The sequence below is a fragment of the Shewanella donghaensis genome (assembly GCF_007567505.1).
Taxonomy (GTDB): domain Bacteria; phylum Pseudomonadota; class Gammaproteobacteria; order Enterobacterales; family Shewanellaceae; genus Shewanella; species Shewanella donghaensis.
In genome coordinates, this window is record NZ_CP041783.1 from 1,806,653 (window position 1) to 1,831,939 (window position 25,287).

Genomic DNA, 25,287 nt, shown 5'->3' on the forward strand with positions numbered 1-25,287 from the left:
GAGTATCCTATGTAACACAGCTCTTTTCACTAACTGTAATGTTACAAATTATACTAATAAACTGTTTTAATAAAATTAACTTTTGCTAATGACAACGCCGCAAACTGCGGCGTTATCGAAACTCTATAACAATCTAATAGATTTAATCATTGAGTCTTAAAACAGCTAAGAACGCTTCTTGAGGTACTTCAACGTTACCTACTTGCTTCATGCGTTTCTTACCTTCTTTCTGTTTATTCAGTAGCTTTTTCTTACGCGATACATCGCCACCATAACACTTAGCTGTTACGTCTTTACGCATTGCTTTAATGTTAGAACGGGCAATAATCTGACTACCTACCGCAGCTTGGATTGCGATATCAAACATTTGTCTAGGAATTAGTTCTTTCATCTTGTCGACTAACGCTAAACCACGATGACGAATGTTTGAGCGATGAATAACCATTGCTAATGCATCAACTCTATCGCCATTAATCATGATATCTAAACGAACCATGTCCGCTTCTTCAAAACGACTGAAGTTATACTCTAATGATGCATAACCACGACTGGTTGATTTTAATCTATCAAAGAAGTCCATCACAACTTCAGCCATTGGTAAATCATAAGTCACTGATACCTGGTTGCCGTGATAAACCAAGTTAGTTTGTACTCCGCGTTTTTCAACACATAAAGTAATAACATTACCTAAGTATTCTTTCGGCACTAACATGTTAGCTTCTACAATCGGCTCACGAATAAGCTCAATATTATTGATTGCAGGCAAATCAGAGGGGTTGTCAACATACACCACTTCACCGTTGTTCATTTTAACTTCATAAACAACCGTTGGCGCAGTGGTAATCAAATCAAGATTGTATTCACGCTCAAGACGCTCTTGAATGATTTCCATGTGCAGTAGACCAAGGTAACCAATACGGAAACCAAAACCTAATGCAGAAGACGACTCAGGCTCAAAGAATAATGACGCATCATTTAAGCTCAGTTTGTTCAATGCATCACGGAAACTTTCAAACTCATCAGTTGAAATTGGGAATACACCAGCATATACCTGAGGTGTCACCTTTTTAAAACCAGGTAAAGGAGCTTCTGCACCATGTTTAGCATGGGTTAACGTATCACCTACTGGTGCGCCGTGAATTTCTTTAATGCCAGAAATCACAAAACCAACTTCACCCGCTTTTAACTCTGCAGTATCTGTTTGTTTAGGCGTGAAAATACCAACACGGTCAGCATTATAGTTTTGACCTGTCGACATTACTTTAAACTTGTCACCTTTTTTCAAGATGCCATGTTTAATACGGACAAGTGAAACAACGCCAAGGTAGCTATCGAACCAAGAATCGATAATAAGTGCTTGAAGCGGTGCATCAAGATCACCTTCTGGTGGAGGGATATCTGAAACGATAACCTCTAATACATCTTCAATACCAATACCTGTTTTCGCTGAGCAACGCACAGCTTCCATAGCGTCGATACCAACAATATCTTCTATTTCAGCAGCAACGCGATCAGGATCGGCTTGTGGTAAATCGATTTTATTTAAAATCGGTACCACATCAAGTTCCATTTCTAATGCTGTGTAACAGTTAGCGAGTGTTTGTGCTTCAACGCCTTGACCGGCATCAACAACTAACAATGCGCCTTCACACGCAGCTAAAGAACGTGATACTTCGTAAGAGAAGTCAACGTGACCAGGTGTGTCAATAAAGTTAAGTTGATAAGTTTCACCATCTTTAGCTTTGTAATCGAGTGTGACACTCTGCGCTTTAATGGTAATACCACGTTCGCGCTCAATATCCATTGAGTCGAGAACTTGAACGTCCATTTCACGGTCTGATAAACCACCACAAAATTGGATAAGGCGATCAGACAATGTTGATTTGCCATGGTCGATATGGGCAATAATTGAGAAGTTTCTAATGTGTTTCATGAGGGCGAAATGACTACTACTAATATGGTGGATATAATGAGAAGAATTGTACCTGATAAAGGGGTTAATACCAATCAGAATCAATAACCGAACAGAAAACAGTAACAACTTCTGTGATTATTCCATCAAAATCGATACATTTAGGCGCGCTTGAGACTGATCCCTTGGCCTAAATATGCCGTTATCACGGGCGTCGAGGCTTTTTCAAGTGCTACAGCTTTTTTCTTAGCGACTTTCCAAGCTAAATAACTGCCAATCGCAGCAAACACAATAGCGGAATAATCAGGATTGATATTAACGCTGCCACCGAGAGTTTGTCCGATTAAAGCGCCAGTAAACAAGCCGATTAAAGGAGTGATATAAATCAGCATCGCTGCCTTTACAATCACGCTTTCAGGTAAAGCCAGTTTGAGTAAATCACCCACTTCACAAGCTTGTTCACTTAATATTGAGAATTGTTGCTTCTTGATAGAGAATGCTTTTGCCACTGATGATGTACCGCAATTATCACTGCTGGCACAATGATTACAGGCACTTTTAAGTTCCATCTCCACAGTAACCCAACCCGAATCATAAGCAGTTACTGTTGCAACCTCCTCCAACATAGATTGTGTTAATGCTGGAGTCGGTTCGGGTGGGTTAGTTTGGAACGATTCTTTTTTCATCGAGGCTCTTTATTCACCGAAATAACTTATTATGACTTACTTAAGTACAATCATAGTTTAGCACGTTATTATTTTAGAACGAGGCTCTTGGCAATACGGTTCAGCGTGTCGGAAGGTACCTTACCCACAGCAACAACTTCAACATTACCCACTTGTTCAACGACCATGGAAAGGCCATTTCTAGTGATTAACTCATCAGGCATTGGGCTATCACCCATTCGAGCCACATAGACTGAAATATTCACAAGCCCATCTGTTAGCGCAATATATTCAACCGATTCATCACTCCCCAGAAGGCGATGATGATCTTTAACAACCAAATGAAAACCTGCGGGTAACCAATTAAACTGCCAATTCTGACCTTCTATTCGTTCTGCAGGGTTCATCACCGGTGGTAATTCTTGCTTTTCAGCCTCTACAAGAATGCTTGCTGGTTCATTTAGCTCTAATAGCTCAATAACCATCATTTGTTCAAGTAGCTGTTTATCTTGATTAATCATGTCGTAACGCAAAGGTAAACGCGTTTCCATATCAACCCAAACTTGCGACATAAAACGGTGTTCATCAACAGGAATAATACGGATCATTTGCCCTGGACGCCCTGCAATACGGCTACGGCCACCTAAAACAAATTGATAACCTTGTTCTAATTCACTGATATCACCAGCAAAAATACTTGGCCACATACCTTGGATGCGAGGAGCATTAATACTGTATGCAGGTTGGTCATGCTCGATAAAGGTGACTGTATTGGCAACTCTAACGGCATTTTTAGGGGGACCATTGAGATATTCTAAGAATGCGACTTCTTTATCGTTTACTGTTCCATGTAAATAGACCAGCGGCCGAATGTGATCGGCTTGAAGTTGAATGATAGAAGATTTGAATTGTTTGGTTTGTAACGCTTGGCTCATACTTTCAAGCCAAGCTTTAGCTGAGATTTCTTCTTCGGCAATACTAGGAAAAGCCAATACAGCAAGTGCTAACAGGATTAGACGCAAGCTAACTCCGAATTAATGATTAATAACGTTTTGTTCAGTTTCGCTATTGTTATCCACAACGACACCTGAATTCAACCTTTGTTGTAGCATATGATCTTGGATATATGAATTAATGCGGCGACGTTGTTCAACCACATTGTCAGAACTCTTGCTTGATTGACTCTGAACAGCGCCCGTTTGTAAGCTAACAGGTGAAGCAGAACCAATTAATGGGCGAGTGTTCAATACGGGTAATGGCGACTCAGTATTTTGATCTTGACCATAGTTTTGCACACCAACAATAGCGACCATAGCGACGGTGGCAGCTATTGCATACTGACCGAATTGCTTAAAGAATGGCACGACATTGTCTTTCTTAGTCTCTGTAACCGTTTCAGTATCGTGCACTGAATGTGTTTGAGTCTGAGGAGCCATAATTGCAGGTTCTAATTCAATTGCCGCTGCAATATTAGCAGAAAGATCCAAATCAATTGTCTGTGGTAATTCGCCGCGCATAGCGTCACCTATCATATGATAGTTCTGCCATGTACTATGCGACTCTTCGTCTGCCGATAGTTCCGCTAATGTTTTCGCATCAACTTCACCGTCAACTGCTGATGAAACCCATTCTTGACCTGATTTAAGCATTTATCACCTGTGTCAATTAAGACTATTACTGTTCCAGCAAAGGCTGAAGTTTTTTATCGATTGATTCCCGTGCGCGGAAGATGCGAGATCTCACCGTACCAACAGGACAATCCATGATGTTAGCAATATCTTCGTAACTCATACCATCGAGTTCACGTAGCGATATTGCCACTTTCAATTCTTCTGGCAACGATTCTAACGTTTCAAAAATCACGCGATTAATTTCTTCTGATAACACCAAGCGTTCTGGTGAAGCAAATTCTTTTAATGCATCGCTGCCTTCATAGTATTCAGCTTCTTCTGCATCAACACTGTTTGCCGGTGTTTTTCTGCTTTGAGAAACTAAATGATTTTTTGCAGTGTTTACTGCAATTCGGTAAAGCCAAGTATAAAAAGCACTTTCACCACGAAAGTTTGGTAATGCACGATAAGCTTTAATAAACGCTTCTTGTGCAACATCTGCTATATCCGCTTGATTTCGTATGTAACGTGAAATCAAACTCATTACCTTGTTTTGGTATTTTTGGACTAACAAATTAAATGCGTTTTTATCACCGCGCTGTACACGTTCAACTAACTGTTGATCACTTATTTGTCCACTCATCCGAGCCGACTACTCCTAAATCTATAATACTGATTTCTCAGTCGCTCGAATCATATTCACAATAAAGTAGACTCGTGTGCTTTGAAAAAGTTCGATATTGAATGAAAAAAAATTAATTTATTTAAAAAATTAGCGATATCTTCGTTAAATAGTAATGTCTGAGTACCCAAAAAAGCGTATTTGTTTTACCATGAAGGAACATATTAAGTACCCCATGATACCTTATGAAACAAGCAGTTGAACACCAGTCTGACATTTTGGTTATAGGTAGCGGTGCAGCAGGGTTAACACTTGCATTGCATCTAGCTGAAAAGGCACAAGTTATTCTCCTTTCTAAGGGCCCTCTTGCTGAAGGCTCGACTTATTATGCCCAAGGTGGAATAGCATCCGTTTTCGACGAGTCGGATACTATTGAATCACATGTGAGTGATACTTTGATTGCAGGCGCTGGCCTTTGCGATAAAGAAGTCGTCACTTATACCGCCGAAAATGCTAAAAAGTCGATGCAATGGCTTATTCAATGTGGCGTTGCATTTGATAAAGAAGAAACTGACGGTGATCAAAGTTCTGCCCCATATCATTTAACCCGTGAAGGTGGTCATAGCCACAGGCGCATATTGCATTCAGCTGACGCAACAGGAAAAGCAGTTCAAACGACTTTGCAAGACCAAGCAATGGCTCACCCAAATATTAAAGTCCTTGAACGCTATAATGCTATCGACCTAATCACTACACGTAAGTTAAATCGTGTCGGTAATCGTGTTGTTGGTGCTTATGTCTGGAATCGTGATGCTGAACATGTTGAAACAATAACAGCTAAGTTTGTTGCCATTGCAACCGGTGGTAGCTCAAAGGTTTATCAATATACTTCAAATCCCGATATTGCTAGCGGTGATGGCATAGCGATGGCCTGGCGTGCCGGTTGTCGCGTAGCCAATATGGAATTTAATCAATTTCATCCAACCTGTTTGTATCACGCTGATGCTAGAAACTATCTACTAACCGAAGCATTACGCGGTGAAGGGGCTTATTTAAAGCGCCCTGATGGAACTCGTTTTATGCCAGAGTTTGATGAACGTGCTGAACTGGCCCCTAGGGATATTGTTGCCAGAGCTATCGATTATGAAATGAAGCGTTTAGGCGCTGATTGTTTATATCTTGATATCAGCCATAAACCTGCAGATTTTGTCATTAAGCATTTTCCAACAATCTATAGCCGCTGCTTAGAATTTGGCATTGATATCACTACAGATCCTATTCCTGTGGTTCCAGCGGCCCATTACACCTGTGGTGGCGTAATGACAGACTTGCATGGTCAAACCGATATCAATGGCCTTTATGCTATTGGTGAGGTTGCCTATACCGGGTTGCATGGCGCCAATAGATTAGCCAGTAACTCCCTATTAGAGTGCTTAGTCTTTGCTCGAGCTGCAGCGCAAGATATTGAAAGTTTACTTAAGAAAATTCCAACACCAGGTCCAGTACCGCATTGGGATGAAAGTATGGTAACCAATTCAGATGAAGAAGTGGTTATTGCCCACAACTGGCATGAACTCAGATTATTCATGTGGGATTACGTTGGTATTGTGCGAACTGACAAACGTTTAGAACGTGCACTTAGACGTTGTGCAATGTTACAACAAGAAATTCAAGAATATTATAGTAACTTCCGCGTCAGTAATAACTTGCTGGAATTAAGAAATCTGGTTCAAGTTGCTGAATTAATTATCCGCTGCGCTATGGAAAGAAAAGAGAGTCGTGGATTGCATTACAACGCGGATTACCCTGAACAAATAGATAATCCTCAACCTACTGTTTTGCAGCCAGAGAGATAACTTAAGGTTTCTTTTGCCAAGATAAGAGTTGGCGGCACAGGTTTCGATAACTGCTGTCGTCAAACATATCACTCCAAACGATTAACAACTGCCTACTACGGCTTTCGCCCTTCTGAACTTCAATAAACATGGCTGCTGCAAATACCGTAACAATTGGGCTGCGCCAAAATTCAAAAGCATGATTCTCAAGAATGCCAATAGATATCGACCCTTGGCCATTTTCATCAAGGTAAAATTGGCAGTGCCAGCTCTTAAGCGCGTAAAGGTGAATACTAAAGAAAGCGAGATTAGCGACAAATATTGAATAGAAAATAATTTGATAAAATAATGTGTGAATTTCTGGCCACAGAATATAGCCAGTCATGCAAATACTCACTAACACGATATGTGAAAGGTATTGATTAAATGAAGCGCTCAAACTGAAGAGCATCAGTTAAGCGCAACCATTATTTGCGTTTGCAAACAGGTATAAATGAACGATTTACGCTTGCGGACGACCACGAACCATAACAACCATTTCACGCATCTCCTCATTAGGACACACTTCATGTCCCATGAACCATGCAAATAACTCAGGATCTTCACAGGCTAATAAATCAATAAAAGTTTGTTTATCCTTATCCGATAAAGCGGCATATTTTTCATTAACAAATGGCTGAAAAAGGACATCTAACTCAAGCATCCCTCTACGACAAGCCCAACGAACTCTAGCAATATTCATTAATTCCAATTTACTTCTCCTAACATCTTCTAAGGATACTTTATTGATGTTGTAAACTTCGATGCTCAACATCTTGAACTTGCGGATCGACACCATCAAACAAATCATTAAAATCTGTTTCTAGTAAGCGTTGAACTGCCGGGTGTTGGATCATTCGTTCAGCAAACATAACATGATACTCTTCTTTAATATCAGTCGTTTCGCCAACTAAAACCATTCCTTGCGAGAGTATATCATGACGATAAATTGAGGGCGCAACAAATATCCCTCGCTTGAAAAATCCAAATGCCTTCATCATGGCTGAGTCATCAAACTCACCTAAAATACTCACGTTAAGGTTTTTCTCAGCAAACCAGCGATGTAGTTGCTGACCCAAAGAAGTCCGCTTGCCAGGGATAAGTAGTTTTTCTTGCTCAAGACATGCAGGGAAATCCAGAGAAGGTTTTGAAGCCGCAAAGAAGCTGATACCACACTCCCCCAGCTTTTTTGAAAGAATCTCGGGATATTGTAAAGAAACACCAGCACAATCAGACAAAATCATATCTAGCTTATGCTCGCGTAATCTAGCAATCAGGCTTTCATGGGTTGATTCATAGCAACTCAAATGCATCGAACCATCGCTTGGAATAACCGTCAATAAAACTCGGCTTGCAAGCGCTTTCGATAAAGCATCAGCGATACCCACTTCAAATAAAATGTTTTCATCTTTTTGATAGGACAGTAAATCAATCATTTCATAGCTGAGACTAAACATCTTATCAGCATAACGAAATACGATTTCACCGAGTTCGGTAGATTCTAAAGAGCGGCCGACACGTTTAAAAAGACTGCCATTAAGACGTTCTTCAAGTGCACGGATTTGACCTGTGATAGTTTGCGGGGCTAAACATAAAGCATCGGCAGCTTTCGCTACCGATCCTTTCTTTTTGACCATCCAGAAATAATATAGATGGTTATAATTTAAATGTTGCATTCATATAAGCCAGCTAAGAAAGTTGGCTTATTTTAGTCGCTGACAGTGCAACAAGCTATCGATAAATATCGATAATTCACTTAGATTATTGACGTTTCTGTTGGCGGTTTGTTCTTGAATCGCTAGCACAATATCATCCTTATGAGGACTTCTGTCAGAACAAAAACTGCGGTTAGCTTCTTGGTAGCGTTTCCCTGCACGATATTTAAGTGCTCGAGACTCGTAACCACTATCTGCATCTAAACGACTTCCTGAGGTATCAGTGTGGTACATCAATGCCCCATCAACTACGCCATCTAAATAGCTTTTACATTCACTAGACTCAACATTGTTTTGACACACATTGAATGATGTAGCTTGAGCAGGTAAAACAACTACCCCAATAGCAAAGGCTAACAACAGTTTTAATTTCATAATTATTGCTCCGATTTACTAAGCTTTAGCTTCAGTTTTAGGAAGAACTTTATCTAACCAGAAATAACCAATAACAGCAGCGAGTATGGATCCCATCAGAATACCCAATCTTGCATAATCACCTAACTCTGCTGGTGCACCTTCAAATGCAAGTGCTGAAATAAATACTGACATAGTGAAACCAATACCCGTCATGATGGCCACAGGAATGATTTGAGTCCAACCAATTCCTGGTGGTAATTCAGCAAGCTTCAATTTAACCGCTACATAACTAAATAATAAAACACCAATTGGCTTACCAAGTAATAAACCTAGAATAATACCAATGGTTACTGGCTCTACAACAGAAGTAATACTCATACCTGATAATGATAATCCTGCGTTTGCGAAGGCAAATATCGGTAAGATAAAGAATGTACTCCAAGGATGTAAACTATGCTCCAAATGCTCTGAAGGTGATGAGCCATCTTTAGCGCGTAACGGAATACAGAATGCAATAATGACACCTGCTAACGTTGCATGTACACCAGACTTAAGCACTGCAATCCATAGAATCACACCTAACAAACCATAAGGAATGAGTGAACCAACCCCTTTACGATTCAACGCCACCATCAACACAATAGATATTGCAGCGATGATCAAGCTCAACATTGATAAATCTGCACTGTAGAACAATGCAATAATAACGATTACACCTAAGTCATCAATGATAGCAAGTGCGAGCAGGAATACTTTAAGTGCTACCGGTACACGACTGCCCAGTAACGCCATGATCCCTAATGCAAAGGCAATGTCTGTCGCCGCAGGGATAGTCCAACCGACTTGAGTCACTGGGTCTGAGTAGTTAAACGCTAAATAAAATAGCGCTGGGAATAGCATACCGCCGATAGCAGCAAAAGTAGGTAGTGAAGCTTTAGACACACTTGAAAGTGCACCTTCCAGTAGTTCACGCTTAACTTCTAAACCAATTAGTAGGAAGAATAACGCCATTAGGCCATCATTAATCCAATGTAATAATGATTTATCAATATCAAGTGAACCTACACGTACTTGAACTTCAGTATCAAGAAAGCCAGTGTATAAACCTGCTAACGGCGAGTTCGCCATTAACATCGCCAGCGCTACAGAGATCATCAAAATGATCCCCCCTGCTGACTCTTGACTTAAAAAGTTCTTAATTGCACGTTCCATAATTCTCTCCACATAAAACAATTACTTTGAGTCTATAGGATCTATTCAAACAATCATAATCGTTAGTTTCGCTCGTTTAGCTCGGTTTTTCCGAGGTATTCAGCAAGATAACGATAAGCTAATCACATTTAACAACAACTTCGTGACGTCCAACAATAAAAAATGTCAAAAATACGGTTTTTAAAAGGTATTTAAGTAATGTTATATATTTATGAAAATTAGCTAACTGGTTAAATGAACTACATATGACGGCTTAAACAAGTCATTCATTCACAATACTCTGCTCGATACTTAACTCAAGAAATATTACTTTGTTTTAACAAAAAACAATTTAAAGCATTAAATATAGTAAAAATCTTAAAATCGCAAAAAAACTATACGCTTAGAAGTCCATCTCTGAATATTGTTTAGGTACACTTTAAGCTTGCATAATTAAAGTGTCAGGGGACTTAGAAGTGATGAGGCTAAAGTATGAACTGTGAGCAAAGGATACTATGTGTAAGGGAATTACGAGTAAAGCTAATATGTGTCGGGCAAAAGTGATAAGAAATAAGAGCTACATAATTTAACAGCTTCTATATTGAAGAAGCTGCAAATTAGTATAGGAATGTTACAAAGTAAGCTATACCGAAAAAGGATATTTAATCGCGTCATGATGCTCGTAACCGACAACTTCAAAATCATCCATAGTCACCCATGTTTCCAAATCCTTTAAGCTTTTTATATCTGGATTAATTTTTAACTGAGGCGATGGGAACGGCTCTCGCTTGAGCTGTTCAGTTTGCATTAACTCAAGTTGGTCTTCGTAAATGTGAGCGTTCACAATTTTGTGATAAGCCATACCCGGTTTATTCCCGGTAATTTGTGCCATCAAGGCTAAAAAGGTATAAACCTGAATTTGATTAAAGTTCAATCCTAGTGGCACATCACAAGAACGCTGATAACTGGTGAGATATAAAGTATCACCTAACAAAGAGAATGTGTGGGTATGCATACATGGACGTAAGCAACCCATATCAAACTCACCAGGGTTATAGAAAGTGATTATCTCGCCGCGATCATCAATACCCTTTGATAAGTTATCTACGATTTTTGCTAACTGATCTAAGTTACCACCAGACGTCTTTTGCCAACTTCTTCCTTGTACGCCATAAACACGACCCATGTCGTCTTCACCTTTACGGTGAGGATTATTTAACCAACTTTGGTTATCATTAGCGTTCATATCCCATGTTTTTGTACCGATAGCACGAAAATCAGCGGCATTATCATAACCACGAATGTAACCGATTAATTCTGCAATTGCCGATTTCCAATAACTTTTACGAGTGGTAATGATTGGGAATTGATTGTTCTTTACGTCGTACTGCAGGTCAGCATTAATAACTGTCAAACATCTTTTTCCTGTCCGTTCATTCTCAATCCAATGACCGTTGTCTACGATGTTCTGGCAAAGATCTAAATACTGACGCATTGTAAATTCCTATCTGTAAAACGTTGCTAATCATCAGAGGTTATTTCAAAGAATATTTCAGAAATTATTGATGATGACATAATTGAAAGTAGTGTAATTTTTTTAACTTGAAAGCGCGAGCTTTAAACCCACAACCATTAAGAAAATCGCAAAAATCTTCTTCAACAAAGGAGTTGGCCAAACACTGGCAGCTTTAACGCCAAGCGGGGCGACTAGCATGGAACTGATCACAATACCGACCAGTGCTGGTAAATATATAAACCCTACAGTTCCCTGAGGTAAATCGGGGGTATTAAGTCCAGCGACCACGTAACCAACAGTCCCAGCCATCGCAATTAAAAAACCTGTCGCAGATGAAAAACCAACAGCTTGTCGCATTTGTAAGCCGCAATAACTTAAAAACGGCACCAAAAGCACCCCACCACCAATACCCATTAACCCAGCAATAACCGCGATAATCATCGATACGATAAACATTGCGGCAAATGCAGGTACTTTAGGGTTGGCTTTAGGCTTAAACGGAAATGCCATTTGTATTGCCATCAGCACCACAAATACCGAGAAAGCTTGTTGTAAATGCTCTGAAGCTATTTGCTCTGAGATGAAACCAGAAGCCAACGCACCGACGACTATACCTGGAAACATAGGTTTAAATAGCGTCCAAGGGACGTTACCACGCTTATGATGAGCCAATGCCGACGAAAATGAGGTCAAAATAATTGATGCTAAAGAAGTCGCAATAGCAACATGAGTTAGCTGAGTTGATTCAATGCCCACCCAAGGCAATAAATACAACAATGCAGGCACAATGATTAGTCCGCCGCCAATCCCTAACAGTCCCGCCATGAATCCAACGATTGTCCCAAGCCCTAAGCAAATAGAAAAAACCAGTAATATGTTATCCAAGGTAAGGCCTTATAAAAGTCTGGGGGGGGTAATAATTAATCTAAAATTGAGAGTAAATTTTTTGTGCGTAAATACTGACAGAGTAAATCTCTTACTTGCTCACCGTTAGTCAGCGTTAACGCTTTATCAAGAATTTGTTCAAGTTCACTTTTATCAATTCTTCGCAATAAATAATTAATTCGAGCAATACTTCCTTGGTTCATACTAAGCTTGTCATAGCCCATTGCCACTAATAACAATGCGCCCATCGGCTCCCCTGCGAGTTCCCCACAAATACTGGCATCCATTTGGTAGCGATTACAATCCGTAATTGTCCACTTTAATGCCCTTAACACCCCCGGATGAAAACTGTCAAATAAAGAGCTAACACTAGGATTATTTCGATCAACAGCCAGTAGATATTGTGTTAAATCATTACTACCAACAGACACGAAATCGACTCGTTTTGCTACATCCTCTAATTGAAATAACAATGAAGGTACTTCGAGCATCACACCTATTTTAGGTTTAGGAATCGCTCTTGCTAACTCTTCTGTTATCTCGGAGTAGGCCTGCTCTAAATATAATAATGTGCGATCGATCTCATCTAAATTACTGACCATCGGCAGTAAAATTTGTAATTGTGCGGAATTAGCATTGGCCACGAGCATTGCTCGTAATTGCATCAGAAATAATTCAGGGTGATCAAGTGATAAGCGAATGCCTCGCCAGCCTAGAAAAGGATTATCTTCATTAATAGGAAAATAAGGTAATGGTTTATCACCACCGACATCTAAGGTTCGCATGACCACAGGCCTATCATGGGCGGCAGACAACACTTGTTTATAAACTTGGATTTGCTCTAATTCACTAGGGAAACGCTGATGCAGCATAAAAGGAATTTCAGTGCGATAAAGCCCTATACCATCAGCACCTTCGGCCATATCAGTACTTAACCCACTCAGTAAGCCAGCATTCAAATAGAGTTGGATTCTTTTACCGTCAAGGGTTTCAGCAGGCAAAGATATTTCAGCTGAAAACTGACGTTGTTGCGCTTTACTTTCAGAGATTAAACTGTGGTATTCATGGATAATGGCTTCAGAAGGTGAGACAAGTAATTGACCGCTATTAGCATTCAGCACTAGGGTTTTGTCATCAATATCAGCAGACAATACTTGGTCAACCCCCACAATAGCAGGCACACCTAATGCTCTAGCTAGAATGGCTGCATGAGCGTTAACTCCACCTAGCTCAGTAACGATTCCGGCAAGCTTACCTCTTGGAAACTCAGCTAATAAGGTCGCATCAACCTCTTTGGCAACAAGAATAACCGGTTTACCAGGAGCAAGTTCTAACTTGTCAGGTTCAATTAATTGCCGAAGTACTTTTTGACCTAATTCACGTATGTCACTTGCCCGTTCCTTAAGATACGGATCTTCCATGTCCATGAATTGTTGAATATAACGTATTGATACCCGACTCACCGCTGACTCAGCCTGCCAACCCGCGGTAACTTCTCGTAAGTATTCCCCACCAAGACTGGCATCATCGAGTAATAACTGTAAGGCAGAAAAAATAGACGCCACTTCATCGACATTTTCTCGGTCAAAGCGCTGTGACAAAGTGCTAATAATATCGCTACAACGCTGCATTGCATCTTTAAGGCGTTGGGTTTCAACTTCAATATCAACGCATTTAACATCAGCCTGCTTTAAAGATATCGCGCCACCTAAAACAAAACCATCAGCTATTGCGATGCCCTTTGAAGCAGGTGTTCCTTTAAATACGACTTGTTGTTGCACATTATTAATAGCCGCTTTATTTTTTAAACTTCTAACGACCACTGCAAGTTGAGCTGCCAAAGTCATTAAAAATGCTTCTTCGTTCTCACTAAACTGGCGCGGTTGGGGTTGCTGAACAACGATGACGCCGACAACTTGTTTTTGAAAGATAATAGGTACGGCTAAAAACGCGCGGTATTCTTCTTCTTCTACTTCAGGGAATAATTTAAATCGGGGATGGGATTTAGCATCTGCTAAATTGACGGCTTCTTCTTTTTCAGCCGCCAAACCAACTAAACCTTCAGACAATGGCATTCTGACGCGATGAATAGAATTTGGTGATAACCCTTCGGTTGCAGATAACACCAATTCCTGTTGCTCAAGGATATAAATAGAACAGCAGTGAGTTTGCATCGCAGACTTAGTTTGCGAAACCAACAAGGATAATGCTGTTTCTAAACAATTAGCACTGGCGACTGATTGAGTAATATCCCTAAGCGTATTAATCACTGCTTCCTGTCCTCTATAATCAGCTAACTTTTATAACGGCCTCTTTTACGGTTAGGCTCTCGGCCTTGAAAGGCTAAAGTTGTTGCAGCAAATTCCTTCATCACCTTACGGTAGACATCTCTTTTAAAAGAAACAACTTGCCTCACAGGGTACCAATAACTCACCCAACGCCAATCATCGAACTCTGGGTGACCACATGCATTCAAATTAATGCTGTTATCACTACTTTTTAGTTGCAACAAATACCACTTTTGCTTTTGGCCAATACAAACTGGCTTACTTTCTTGTCTGATCAATCTTTTTGGTAAACGATATCTTAACCATGAACGTGTTGACGTTAAAATTTGCACATTTTCAGGCTTTAGACCAACTTCTTCATACAATTCTCGATACATAGCTTCTTCTGGTGTTTCACCATCGTCCACACCACCTTGAGGAAATTGCCATGAATGCTGTCCAAACCGTCGGGCCCACATTACTTGACCCAAATTGTTACAGATAATAATGCCCACATTTGCGCGAAAGCCGTCGCTATCAATCACATGGACTCCAATTTCACTACAAATTAATGACTAGATTGTTTCATAAAGCTCGCCTACGGGCAAACGCCTATTTCAAACAAAATCTTGGATAAACTTATAATAAAAGCCTTTTTATCAACAGGTGAGTCATTCACTAGCCAGTATTATCCACAAAATCTGTGGATATCTCTGTTTGAAACTCTATTACAACTACTTTAACGGCTTAAAAGTTGATATTTAACGTGATATTAAAACCTACACACAAAACAAATTACATGTTTTAAAACAATACTTTACCAAAATTAATATTGATTTAAAATGCAAAGTAAACCTTAATAGGTCAAGATTTAACCACCCACTGTTTTTATTGAAAAGTGAAACTAAGCAAAATAAGTTATACACATAAAACAAGATATTTATTTAAAAAATAATAAAATAAAGCTAATTTTAGCCATTGACTGGAAAAATATTATCCGCTAGCCGTTATCTTTTGAAAGTTATTCATCCAAACTGTGGATAACTATGTGCAAAATAGTGGAGCAAATAGAGAGTAACTTTTATTTCTGGTAAAACAAACTAACCAATATCGATTTAAATTGATATTGTTCAGCAACTTACAAAAAATATCACTAAAGGATAACTTCAAAAATAATTAATGCTCAAAAAACAACCTCACTTGACTACTGTAAATAAATCCATAAAACAGTACACTTTTGCTCTAGCTGAAAATTCACAGGCATAATACAGAACATGACTAACAGCTCACCAGATACCATTACCGAATTAATGCACCGAGCACATGAAATGGCAGGGATCAGCTTAGGAGATATCGCTTCAGAGCATAGTGTTAAAGTGCCTGAAAACTTAAAAAGAGATAAAGGCTGGATTGGACAATTAATAGAAATGGAACTTGGGGCAACATCAGGTTCTAAGCCTCAACAAGATTTCTTACACCTAGGCATAGAATTGAAAACCATTCCTATAGATAGAAATGGTAAACCGATAGAAACCACATACGTTACTGTTGCGCCACTAACTAATATCCTGGGGCTCACTTGGGAGAATAGTGTAGTGCAGCATAAATTACAGCACGTATTGTGGATCCCTGTTGAAGGTGAAAGAAGCATTCCTATCGCACAAAGAAAAATAGGCACACCAGTATTATGGCAACCGAACCCACAGCAGTATTCTCAATTAAAACAGGATTGGGAAGAAATTATGGAATTGATAGCCATGGGTAAAGTCGAAAAAGTCACAGCTAAGCATGGTGAGGTACTTCAACTAAGGCCTAAAGCTGCAAACAGTCATGCGTTAACAGAATCCATTGCTGAAGATGGCAGTATAAAAATGTCCAACCCAAGAGGTTTTTATTTAAAAATAAATTTCACACACCAAATACTAACAAATGCATTCAACTAAGATCACATTAAGCCAACATTAATGTTAGTTTCGTAGACTATCTAAAATACCACTATGACAAGTATGGGAATTTTCTATAGACTAGCCCATCTTAAAATATCAACGGACACGATATAAACCAGTGAAAGCACGTCGACAGACGAGAAAACTATTATTTGCGATTTTAGCATGGTGTATAGCTATGAGCGCATTTGTCTTTTTCCGATATTCACAAACACCTGAATTACCGCAATGGGCCATTGGAAAGGTAGATCTAGCCACGCTAGCTATTTTCATGGGATTTGTATTTGGCTGTTTACATTGGATGTCTAATCTCATAGCTGATTTTAGTGCGATCAGTCGACTCCCCTATATTTTCTCGGTTATTTTCAAAGGTCTTTTTTTGATGCTAGGCGCCATGACGCTAGCTTATGTCACCCAATTTTTAAATATGTGGGCAATCGAAAACCACTTAGTCACCCTCAGACAAATGCTTACAGCGCATATTTTATATAGCCCGGCCTTCCAGGCTTTAGTTATTTACCTTGCGACTGTCCGTATCGGCCTTGCCTTTATTGAGCAAATGGCATTACTAGTAGGCCCTAGGGTATTACTTAATATCGGTTTAGGTAAATACCATCAACCACGTTACGAACACCGGTTATTTTTATTCGTTGATATGGTTTCTTCTACCTCTCATGCAGAAACATTAGGGGACTATAGATTTAGTCGCTTAATTCAAGACAGTTTTAGTATGCTCGCCGACACTGTGACCAACAACGATGCTGAAATCTATCGCTATATGGGTGATGCAGTGTTAATTCACTGGCCTTTAGATAAGGGGATTAAAGAAGATCGCTGTATGAATATATACTATGAATTTAGCCAACAGCTAAATTGGCATCGACCTTATTTTGAAGAGCATTATGGCTTCGTGCCTAAATTCAAAGCTGCGGCTCACTGTGGTCAAGTTGTTGCAGCAGTAGTTGGTGTTCACAAACAAGAAATTAGCTATTTCAGCGATGTACTTAACACACTGGCGAGGCTTCAAGATCAGTGTAATCCACTTGGTCAGCGTATGCTGATTTCTGGAGAAGTAGCGCATCGTTTAGAACGCCATGGTAGTCATTATGATTTAACTGATTTAGGCGCAATTAAACTTAAAGGTAAGCAACACGAAATTGAAGTTTATGGTGTTGCCCCTAAAAAAATACCTCAGCCCGACTAAGCGAACTGATTTAGCTTTGCTGCTTTTCTAGTAACCTTTCAAGCATCAAGCCTAATGTTCTAAACGTAGCAATACGGCTTGTTGTTTGTCGCCACACTAAACCAATATCTCTGTATGGATCTTCTCCAGGAGGATTCATGATATTTAACTCTGTATCATTTAAAATCCCAGCATCTATCGCCATTTGAGGTAAAAAAGTCGTCCCTAATTTACTATCAACCATCTGCACTAAAGTATGTAAGCTAGTCGCGGCAAAAGGATTTATTTTAGCGCTGTTACCAAGCTGACAAGCCGTTATGGCATGTCCAGTAATACAATGTTCGCTTTGCAGTAAAAAAATACTCTCATCAGGCATTTGTTGATAATCAATCGGCACGTGAATATCACCTGATAGTTCTCGATGGACTACCATTTTAAATGGGTCGATACCTACTTTCATGCTATGAAATCCAGTGGTGTCGACTGGCAAGGCAAGAATTAATAAATCTAACTCCCCTTTTCCAAGCGCTGATAACAAGTTCTCAGTGGTATCTTCTTTTAGCAATAATCCAAGTTTTGGATAATCAGCCTGACATTGCTTTACCACTCGACTTAATAAGAAAGGCGCAATAGTCGGAATGCAGCCTAGGCGGATCTCACCGGTCATCGGCTCACCTTGGTTTTTAACTAGCTCAACGAGATCGTCAACATCAGTGAGTAATTTCCTTGCTCGCTCTACGACTTCTTCACCAATAGCAGTGAACATAAATGATTTATGATCGCGCTCAATCAACTGATAACCAAGCTGCTCTTCTAGGTTTTGTATGCCACTCGATAAGGTTGATTGACTCACAAAGCATGTTTTAGCTGCTCGGTTAAAATTTTGTTCTTGATGCAAATTGACCAAGTAAAATAAATTTTTAAGACTAGGTAGATTTTTCATTTAATCGATTACCCTGATGTAATTTCATTGAAATAATGAATTAACTATTATCAAATAACAATCAGCCATTACAGATCAAACACACAAAAACGGTATTTTTAATTCAATTACCAATTTAAAAGCAAAAAAAAACCCCTAACGGGGCTTTTATTCAATCAGAAGCGATTACGCTTTTGATTCAAGGAATTCTTTCAATTGTTGTAAATCTGCACTTGCATGCTCAACAATCTGACCTAACCATACTTCGTGCTCAGTTTCCCAAGAAGCTTCTTCACCGTGTTGCAGTGATTGTGCAAATTGCTGGATACGCTTTAAACCAACAGAACCTGCTGCGCCTTTGAATTTGTGTGCTTCTGCGCAAAGAGTATCTTTATCATTTGCGTCATTAGCTTTTACAAGACTACCAACATATTCAGGCATAAGCTGTTCAAATAAAACAACACTTTTCAGTAAAGTCCCAGCACCTATAGCACTACAATATTGCTCTAAAGTATTGAGATCTAATACAGACTCTAACTCAACTGTGGCCATCAAGGCACCTCTTTATTCTATTCATAACTACAAAATTGGATTTTATAATACTCGCTAAAATCCCCTATGCAACTAAACAAAGCTTTTCAAGCCTAATTTCAAGAAAATAAGCACAATATTTTAACAAAATGTTAAAGTTAAAGCATAAGATCGTTCAATTAACGCCCAAACAGGGTAATTAACCAACTTTAGTTTTGTCTAAATAATGTCCCTGCCCGCCATTTTTTGCGAGGTTTTGTACAATTGCAACAAGACCATCCCACCTAAAACCGCACCAATCAGGTGCCAGTAAGATCGGTTTTTTAGCATAAGCAGTGACCCTATGAAAAATAATCTCTTTAGGTGTGTGGCGGATCAACTCGCTGGCATAATTGGAATAATCTTCTTTTGAAAGCAAGTCCATACCTTTATGACGCCATGTTTTTGCCATCACACTCCCTTCAACAATATGTAAAGGGTGCAGCTTAATACCATCAACGCCGGTTGCGATGACATTCTGTAAACTTGCCAAGTAATCTGAAAAATCTTCGCCTGGTAAACCTAAAATCAAGTGGGCACAAACTTTAATCCCCCTTTTTCTAGCTCTGGAGACCGTATCTTGATAGCAAGAGTAATCATGGCCACGATTAATACGTTTTAAGGTGTCGTTATTTGATGTTTGCAAACCTAGCTCAAGCCAAACTTCGATACCTTTATCTTGATAACTTACCAATAAATCTAAAATATCATTAGGGACACAGTCTGGTCGAGTTCCTATGTGTAAACCGACAATATCTGAATCCTTCACTGCTTCATCATACTTACTCTTGAGGACTTGGTACTCATCATAAGTGCTGGTATAAGCCTGAAAGTAAGCAATATACTTCGAAGTATCATGGAGAGAGCGCTGCTTTCCTTGCTGTAATTGCTCAGAAATACTGGCTTCAGTCCCCTGTTCATAACTAAATGAAGAGACATTACAGAAAGTACAACCTCCCTTACCTAAAGTGCCGTCTCTATTTGGACAAGTGAACTTGGCGTCTATGGTCAGTTTTTTAATTCTGCCGCCATACTGTTGTTTACACACCGCACCGAAGGTATTTACGTAATCATCTAAACCCACAATTGCTCCTGATGGCAAAAAGTGGCAGATAATACGGCCTGTTAAAGAATAAAACTTGGTGCTAAATCAAAAAACTGTCAAATATATTGTTTATATTATATTCAGTAATTGCTCTGCCCCATAGCTAGTTAATTTAGAAAACTTTAACTAAGCGTTTTTATTGAATAAATAATCATAACAAGCAAAATAGCAATTTATACTGTGCTTGAAAATAAATTCACTATCCTGAAATCTAAAGTAATTAGACTAAAGTGTTAACAAAAAGTAAACGCGGACAAATTTATTTTTTAAAATTCTTTTTATTCATAAGGTTATACAGGCAAAAACACAGTTAACGTTAACGTCAACGTGGTTTTTATTAACATTTGTAATAGTGTTAACAATTCATTTAGGTGAGTAATTTAAGTTTGACCTTTATTCAATATAGAGCTAATTTGGGTGGTTCGGGTGCATATCTATGAGAACTTCTCCGCATTATCCGAGTCGTATTAAGTAAGGTTTAGGGAGTTTTTGTATGAGCTTATATCATCCCAGTTTTGAACGGGACAATTGTGGTTTTGGTTTAATAGCCCAAATGGATGGCGATGCTAGCCATCGTATAGTCCGTACTGCTATTCATGGTTTGGATAGAATGAAGCACCGTGGTGGTATTGCATCAGACGGTCGCACAGGTGATGGCTGTGGACTATTAATGTCGATGCCTAAAGACTTTTTTGCTGCTATTGCAACTGAAAATGATTGGCACCTTAGTCGAAAATTTGCAGTTGGTATGGTATTTCTTAGCCAAGACCCAGTTAAAGCAGAATCAGCAAAGGCCATTTTAGAAAAAGAACTTCAACGTGAAACGCTAAGTGTTGCTGGTTGGAGAAAAGTGCCAATCAATGCTGATGTACTCGGCGAAATTGGACGTAAAAGTTTACCGCAAATTTATCAGGTATTAATTAATGCTCCGGTAGGTTGGCGTGAAAAAGATTTAGAGCGTCGCTTGTATATGGCAAGGCGCCGTCTTGAGCAACAGATTGTTGATGACACCGACTTCTATGTTGCAAGCTTATCTGGTCAAGTAATCGTTTATAAAGGTTTGATGATGCCGGCTGATTTGCCGTCATTTTATACCGACCTTGCAGACATCCGTCTGAAAAGTACCATTTGCTTATTTCATCAACGATTTTCAACAAATACATCACCTAAATGGCCGTTAGCGCAGCCATTTAGATTTTTGGCACATAACGGCGAAATCAATACCATTACTGGTAATCGTCAATGGGCCAGAGCCCGTGCTTATAAATTTAACTCACCATTGCTGCCTGATTTGCAGCAAGCAGCCCCTTTTGTTAATGAAACCGGCTCAGATTCATCATCACTAGATAACATGCTTGAAATGTTACTTTCTGGCGGTATGGATTTGTATCGCGCGATGCGACTGCTTATTCCACCAGCATGGCAAAGTAATCCAGAAATGGATGACGAGCTAAAAGCATTTTATGATTTCAACTCCATGCATATGGAACCGTGGGACGGCCCTGCAGGCATCGTAATGAGTAATGGACGTCACGCTGCCTGTGCAGTCGATCGTAACGGTCTACGCCCTTCTCGTTACGTTATAACCAAAGACCGCATCCTAACACTGGCTTCAGAAGTCGGTATTTGGGATTATTCTGCTGATGAAGTGGTAGAAAAAGGCCGTGTTGGACCCGGTGAGCTATTAGTACTTGATACCATGAATGGTCGTTTATATTCATCGTTCGAGATTGATAATGACTTAAAACGTCGCCACCCATACAAAGAGTGGATGTCAAAAAACAGCCAAGTGTTAAAGCCTGCAAGCAAAATTGATGCAGCACAACAAGGTGCAAGTAACTTTAGCCCTGACGTGTTACTGCAATACCAAAAACAATTTGGCTATAGTCGCGAAGAGTTAGAACAAGTTATTTGGGTGTTGGCAAGCAAAGGTGAAGAAGCCACAGGCTCTATGGGTGATGACACCCCAATGGCAGTGCTGTCTAAAAAGTCTCGTTCACTTTATGACTATTTTCGTCAAAAATTTGCCCAAGTAACTAACCCACCAATCGATCCATTACGCGAAAAACACGTCATGTCGTTAACAACCTGTGTGGGCCGCGAGCAAAACTTATTTTGCGAAACCACCGGTGTTGCTTACCGTGTGATGTTTGAATCACCAGTACTATTATTCAGTGATTTTAATCAATTACTTGGGTTAGATAGTACTTACTACCGTGCAAACACCGTTGATTTGAATTACGACGCACATGAAAACTTACAACAAGCTATCGAACGAATTACTGATGAAGCAGAAAGATTAGCTCGCAGTGGTACAACCTTGTTGATCCTTTCAGATAGAGCCGCAGCTAAAAATGTACAAGTGATTCCAGCAGCTATGGCAGTAGGTGCAGTGCAGCAACGGCTAGTAGATCAAAGCTTACGCTGTGATACCAATATCATTGTTGAAACTGCATCAGCAAGAGATCCTCATCATTTTGCTGTGCTAATTGGATTTGGTGCTACCGCTATTTACCCTTACTTGGCATATGAATCAATTTCAGCGTTAGCGAAGAAAAACAACGTTGAAGACGACAGCCTATTGATGCTGAACTTCCGTCAAGGTATTGAGAAAGGCCTGCGTAAGATCATGTCAAAAATGGGCATTAGTACTGTTGGTTCATACCGTTGTAGTCAACAGTTTGAAGCAATTGGCCTATCTTCAGATGTGATTGAATTGTGCTTTAAAGGCGTAATCAGTCGAATTGAAGGCGCGAGTTTTGAACATCTTGCTGCTGATCAAAAGATTTTACATACTGCGGCTTTCCGCGCTCACATACCACTGCCTCAAGGCGGTTTACTAAAGTATGTTGAAGGCGGCGAATACCACAGTTTCAACCCTGACGTGGTTAATACATTACAACAAAGCCTTATCGATCAGGATTACCCTAAATATAAGAAGTTTGCGGCACTGGTCGATGACAGACCTATTGCTACATTACGTGATTTGATTGGTATCAAGGGTTCAAATAACCCGATAGCAGAATCCAGCGTTGAAGCTGCAGAAAGCTTATTCCCACGCTTTGACAGTGCAGCAATGAGTATTGGCGCATTAAGCCCTGAATCTCATGAAGCACTTGCCGTGGCTATGAACCGTATTGGTGGTCGCTCTAATTCAGGTGAAGGTGGAGAAGACTCAAGCCGATTTAACAGCGAACGTAACTCAGCCATTAAACAAATTGCCTCTGGCCGTTTTGGCGTTACAGCGCATTACCTTGTTAATGCTGATGTACTGCAAATCAAAGTGGCTCAAGGTGCTAAACCTGGTGAAGGTGGTCAACTACCTGGCGATAAAGTCAGTGTGGAAATAGCCGGTCTGCGTCATGCTCGTCCTGGTGTTACCTTAATTTCACCACCGCCACATCATGATATTTATTCTATTGAAGATTTAGCCCAGCTAATTTTTGATTTAAAACAAATCAATCCAAAGGCATTAGTGTCTGTGAAGCTGGTATCAGAACCAGGTGTTGGCACCATTGCTACTGGCGTAGCAAAAGCCTATGCCGATATGATTACTATCTCTGGTTACGATGGTGGGACTGGTGCAAGTCCAATAACTTCTGTTAAGTATGCAGGTTCTCCTTGGGAGCTAGGTCTTGCAGAAGTGCATCAATCACTGGTTGAGAACGGTTTACGTCATAAGATTCGCCTGCAGGTTGATGGCGGTTTAAAAACCGGTCAAGACATCATTAAAGCCGCATTATTAGGCGCTGAAAGCTTCGGTTTCGGTACTGTACCTATGATTGCATTAGGCTGTAAATACCTACGAATTTGTCACTTAAATAACTGTGCCACCGGTATTGCTACTCAAGATAAAAACTTACGCGAGAAGCATTATCACGGTTTACCTGAGCGGGTGATCACCTATTTTGAATTTGTCGCCCAAGAAGTCCGTGAATGGATGGCAAAATTGGGTGTGGCTAAATTTGAAGATTTAGTGGGTCGTACAGATTGGTTATATGCCCTTGAAGGTAAAACTGACAAACAACTAGGCTTAGATTTAGCGCCTATTTTGTATCAACCAAAAGTTCAAAAAGGTAGTGCCATCACTTGGAAAGAGTTAAATCCTCCAGAAGATAAAGGTGATTTAAACCTACAAATAGTCACCGACAATGCAGCGGCCATACTTGCTGGTGAGCCATCGACTAAACGCTATGCGATCAATAATACCAACCGTTCAATCGGGGCAACAATCTCAGGATTTATTGCCACAAACATTGGTAAAGCGGGCGCTAAAGCTCCTATTACATTGCAATTCAATGGTAGTGCAGGACAAAGCTTTGGCGTTTGGAATAGCCCAGGATTAGATTTAGAGCTCATAGGTGATGCCAATGATTACGTTGGTAAAGGTATGTCAGGCGGTAAGATTATTATCCACCCTCCTGTCGGCAGCCCGTTCCAAAGCGAACGTAGTGCCATCATGGGCAATACTTGTTTATATGGCGCAACTGGCGGCCGCGTTTATGCAGCAGGTCAAGCCGGTGAACGCTTTGGTGTTCGTAACTCTGGCGCTATTGCCGTTGTTGAAGGCGTAGGTGATAACGGTTGTGAATACATGACCGGTGGTATCGTTGTGGTACTTGGTAAAACTGGAGTGAACTTCGGTGCGGGCATGACGGGTGGTTTTGCGTATATTTTTGATCGCTTTAATCACTTTAGCCGCCGCGTTAACAACGAGCTAGTCGATACACAAAAGCTTGAATCAAAAATTCAGCAACAACATTTAAAAGAGTTAATTGAAGCTCACGTTGAAGCCACTGGCAGTGAACATGCCAAAATGATTCTAAGTGACTTTGAAAATTGGTTAGATTGTTTTGTATTAGTTAAGCCTAAGAATATCGCCGTTGCTGACTTGCTCAAGATTGAGCAAAAAAGCCCGGAATTAGCAGTGAAGGCGGGGTAAATTTA

Annotated in this window: 21 protein-coding genes; 4 read left to right on the forward strand and 17 right to left on the reverse strand. The window is 39.9% G+C overall.

Going from position 1 to position 25,287, the window contains the following annotated elements; translation table 11 throughout:
• Positions 1–142: 142 nt before the first annotated feature.
• The 5 genes from lepA to rpoE form a co-directional block, all read right to left on the reverse strand.
• Positions 143–1,933, reverse strand: coding sequence for a translation elongation factor 4 (lepA, locus tag FPK91_RS07730; protein ID WP_144210174.1), 1,791 nt, complete (start codon positions 1,931–1,933; stop codon positions 143–145).
• Between the two features lie 140 nt (positions 1,934–2,073).
• Positions 2,074–2,538, reverse strand: a complete 465-nt coding sequence (locus FPK91_RS07735; RefSeq protein ID WP_144214250.1) for a SoxR reducing system RseC family protein — start codon at positions 2,536–2,538, stop codon at positions 2,074–2,076.
• Between the two features lie 128 nt (positions 2,539–2,666).
• On the reverse strand, positions 2,667–3,599 hold the full coding sequence (locus tag FPK91_RS07740; protein WP_144210176.1) for a MucB/RseB C-terminal domain-containing protein: 933 nt from the start codon (positions 3,597–3,599) through the stop codon (positions 2,667–2,669).
• 12 nt (positions 3,600–3,611) lie between these two features.
• Positions 3,612–4,226 (reverse strand): sigma-E factor negative regulatory protein, encoded by a 615-nt coding sequence (locus FPK91_RS07745; protein ID WP_144210178.1) that lies wholly within the window; start codon positions 4,224–4,226, stop codon positions 3,612–3,614.
• Positions 4,227–4,251: 25 nt separating this feature from the next.
• Complete coding sequence (rpoE, locus tag FPK91_RS07750) at positions 4,252–4,830, reverse strand: RNA polymerase sigma factor RpoE (protein ID WP_144210180.1); 579 nt, start codon at positions 4,828–4,830, stop codon at positions 4,252–4,254.
• A 224-nt stretch (positions 4,831–5,054) separates the two neighbouring features.
• Here rpoE and nadB point away from each other — a divergent pair, with 224 nt between their 5' ends.
• Positions 5,055–6,665 carry an L-aspartate oxidase gene (nadB, locus tag FPK91_RS07755; RefSeq protein WP_144210182.1) on the forward strand — a complete coding sequence of 537 codons (1,611 nt, stop codon included), beginning with the start codon at positions 5,055–5,057 and terminating at the stop codon, positions 6,663–6,665.
• A 1-nt stretch (position 6,666) separates the two neighbouring features.
• Here the strand turns inward: nadB and FPK91_RS07760 are convergent, their stop codons facing one another.
• The 9 genes from FPK91_RS07760 to rppH all read right to left on the reverse strand — a co-directional run bounded on the left by FPK91_RS07760 (position 6,667) and on the right by rppH (position 15,159).
• On the reverse strand, positions 6,667–7,029 hold the full coding sequence (locus FPK91_RS07760; RefSeq protein WP_144210184.1) for a protein YgfX: 363 nt from the start codon (positions 7,027–7,029) through the stop codon (positions 6,667–6,669).
• A 117-nt stretch (positions 7,030–7,146) separates the two neighbouring features.
• Positions 7,147–7,395: an FAD assembly factor SdhE gene (locus FPK91_RS07765; RefSeq protein WP_144210186.1), complete on the reverse strand. Its 249-nt coding sequence runs from the start codon at positions 7,393–7,395 to the stop codon at positions 7,147–7,149.
• 31 nt (positions 7,396–7,426) lie between these two features.
• Complete coding sequence (gene nhaR / locus FPK91_RS07770) at positions 7,427–8,359, reverse strand: transcriptional activator NhaR (protein WP_144210188.1); 933 nt, start codon at positions 8,357–8,359, stop codon at positions 7,427–7,429.
• Positions 8,360–8,386: 27 nt separating this feature from the next.
• The gene (locus tag FPK91_RS07775; RefSeq protein ID WP_144210190.1) at positions 8,387–8,773 is read right to left on the reverse strand and encodes a hypothetical protein; all 387 of its coding nucleotides are present in this window, start codon (positions 8,771–8,773) and stop codon (positions 8,387–8,389) included.
• Between the two features lie 18 nt (positions 8,774–8,791).
• Positions 8,792–9,967 (reverse strand): Na+/H+ antiporter NhaA, encoded by a 1,176-nt coding sequence (nhaA, locus tag FPK91_RS07780; RefSeq protein WP_144210192.1) that lies wholly within the window; start codon positions 9,965–9,967, stop codon positions 8,792–8,794.
• A 622-nt stretch (positions 9,968–10,589) separates the two neighbouring features.
• Positions 10,590–11,441 (reverse strand): thymidylate synthase, encoded by an 852-nt coding sequence (locus FPK91_RS07785; RefSeq protein ID WP_144210193.1) that lies wholly within the window; start codon positions 11,439–11,441, stop codon positions 10,590–10,592.
• A 102-nt stretch (positions 11,442–11,543) separates the two neighbouring features.
• Complete coding sequence (locus FPK91_RS07790) at positions 11,544–12,347, reverse strand: sulfite exporter TauE/SafE family protein (protein WP_144210195.1); 804 nt, start codon at positions 12,345–12,347, stop codon at positions 11,544–11,546.
• Positions 12,348–12,382: 35 nt separating this feature from the next.
• The gene (ptsP, locus tag FPK91_RS07795; protein ID WP_144210197.1) at positions 12,383–14,617 is read right to left on the reverse strand and encodes a phosphoenolpyruvate--protein phosphotransferase; all 2,235 of its coding nucleotides are present in this window, start codon (positions 14,615–14,617) and stop codon (positions 12,383–12,385) included.
• A 23-nt stretch (positions 14,618–14,640) separates the two neighbouring features.
• Entirely contained in the window at positions 14,641–15,159 is a 519-nt protein-coding gene (gene rppH, locus FPK91_RS07800; RefSeq protein WP_144210199.1) for an RNA pyrophosphohydrolase, read from the reverse strand.
• A 729-nt stretch (positions 15,160–15,888) separates the two neighbouring features.
• Here rppH and mutH point away from each other — a divergent pair.
• Both mutH and FPK91_RS07810 read left to right on the forward strand, forming a co-directional pair.
• Positions 15,889–16,557 (forward strand): DNA mismatch repair endonuclease MutH, encoded by a 669-nt coding sequence (mutH, locus tag FPK91_RS07805; RefSeq protein WP_144210202.1) that lies wholly within the window; start codon positions 15,889–15,891, stop codon positions 16,555–16,557.
• A gap of 121 nt (positions 16,558–16,678) precedes the next feature.
• Positions 16,679–17,764 carry an adenylate/guanylate cyclase domain-containing protein gene (locus FPK91_RS07810; protein WP_144210204.1) on the forward strand — a complete coding sequence of 362 codons (1,086 nt, stop codon included), beginning with the start codon at positions 16,679–16,681 and terminating at the stop codon, positions 17,762–17,764.
• Between the two features lie 10 nt (positions 17,765–17,774).
• Here the strand turns inward: FPK91_RS07810 and oxyR are convergent, their stop codons facing one another.
• The 3 genes from oxyR to FPK91_RS07825 all read right to left on the reverse strand — a co-directional run bounded on the left by oxyR (position 17,775) and on the right by FPK91_RS07825 (position 20,319).
• Positions 17,775–18,686, reverse strand: coding sequence for a hydrogen peroxide-inducible genes transcriptional activator OxyR (oxyR, locus tag FPK91_RS07815; protein WP_144210206.1), 912 nt, complete (start codon positions 18,684–18,686; stop codon positions 17,775–17,777).
• A 165-nt stretch (positions 18,687–18,851) separates the two neighbouring features.
• On the reverse strand, positions 18,852–19,217 hold the full coding sequence (locus tag FPK91_RS07820; protein ID WP_144210208.1) for an Hpt domain-containing protein: 366 nt from the start codon (positions 19,215–19,217) through the stop codon (positions 18,852–18,854).
• A 178-nt stretch (positions 19,218–19,395) separates the two neighbouring features.
• Positions 19,396–20,319: a TIGR01212 family radical SAM protein gene (locus tag FPK91_RS07825; protein ID WP_144210210.1), complete on the reverse strand. Its 924-nt coding sequence runs from the start codon at positions 20,317–20,319 to the stop codon at positions 19,396–19,398.
• A 514-nt stretch (positions 20,320–20,833) separates the two neighbouring features.
• On the opposite strand from FPK91_RS07825, the gene gltB reads away from it, so the two are divergent.
• Entirely contained in the window at positions 20,834–25,282 is a 4,449-nt protein-coding gene (gene gltB / locus FPK91_RS07830; RefSeq protein WP_144210212.1) for a glutamate synthase large subunit, read from the forward strand.
• Positions 25,283–25,287 lie beyond the last annotated feature (5 nt).

Excerpts from the sequence above, each read along its gene's own strand:
- nhaA (WP_144210192.1), bottom strand. The coding sequence starts at position 9,967 with ATGGAACGTGCAATTAAGAACTTTTTAAGTCAAGAGTCAGCAGGGGGG.
- mutH (WP_144210202.1), top strand. The coding sequence starts at position 15,889 with ATGACTAACAGCTCACCAGATACCATTACCGAATTAATGCACCGAGCA.
- nadB (WP_144210182.1), top strand. The coding sequence starts at position 5,055 with ATGAAACAAGCAGTTGAACACCAGTCTGACATTTTGGTTATAGGTAGC.
- gltB (WP_144210212.1), top strand. The coding sequence starts at position 20,834 with ATGAGCTTATATCATCCCAGTTTTGAACGGGACAATTGTGGTTTTGGT.
- FPK91_RS07785 (WP_144210193.1), bottom strand. The coding sequence starts at position 11,441 with ATGCGTCAGTATTTAGATCTTTGCCAGAACATCGTAGACAACGGTCAT.
- FPK91_RS07745 (WP_144210178.1), bottom strand. The coding sequence starts at position 4,226 with ATGCTTAAATCAGGTCAAGAATGGGTTTCATCAGCAGTTGACGGTGAA.
- FPK91_RS07775 (WP_144210190.1), bottom strand. The coding sequence starts at position 8,773 with ATGAAATTAAAACTGTTGTTAGCCTTTGCTATTGGGGTAGTTGTTTTA.
- FPK91_RS07735 (WP_144214250.1), bottom strand. The coding sequence starts at position 2,538 with ATGTTGGAGGAGGTTGCAACAGTAACTGCTTATGATTCGGGTTGGGTT.
- lepA (WP_144210174.1), bottom strand. The coding sequence starts at position 1,933 with ATGAAACACATTAGAAACTTCTCAATTATTGCCCATATCGACCATGGC.
- nhaR (WP_144210188.1), bottom strand. The coding sequence starts at position 8,359 with ATGCAACATTTAAATTATAACCATCTATATTATTTCTGGATGGTCAAA.
- oxyR (WP_144210206.1), bottom strand. The coding sequence starts at position 18,686 with ATGAAAAATCTACCTAGTCTTAAAAATTTATTTTACTTGGTCAATTTG.
- rpoE (WP_144210180.1), bottom strand. The coding sequence starts at position 4,830 with ATGAGTGGACAAATAAGTGATCAACAGTTAGTTGAACGTGTACAGCGC.
- FPK91_RS07760 (WP_144210184.1), bottom strand. The coding sequence starts at position 7,029 with ATGACTGGCTATATTCTGTGGCCAGAAATTCACACATTATTTTATCAA.
- FPK91_RS07820 (WP_144210208.1), bottom strand. The coding sequence starts at position 19,217 with ATGGCCACAGTTGAGTTAGAGTCTGTATTAGATCTCAATACTTTAGAG.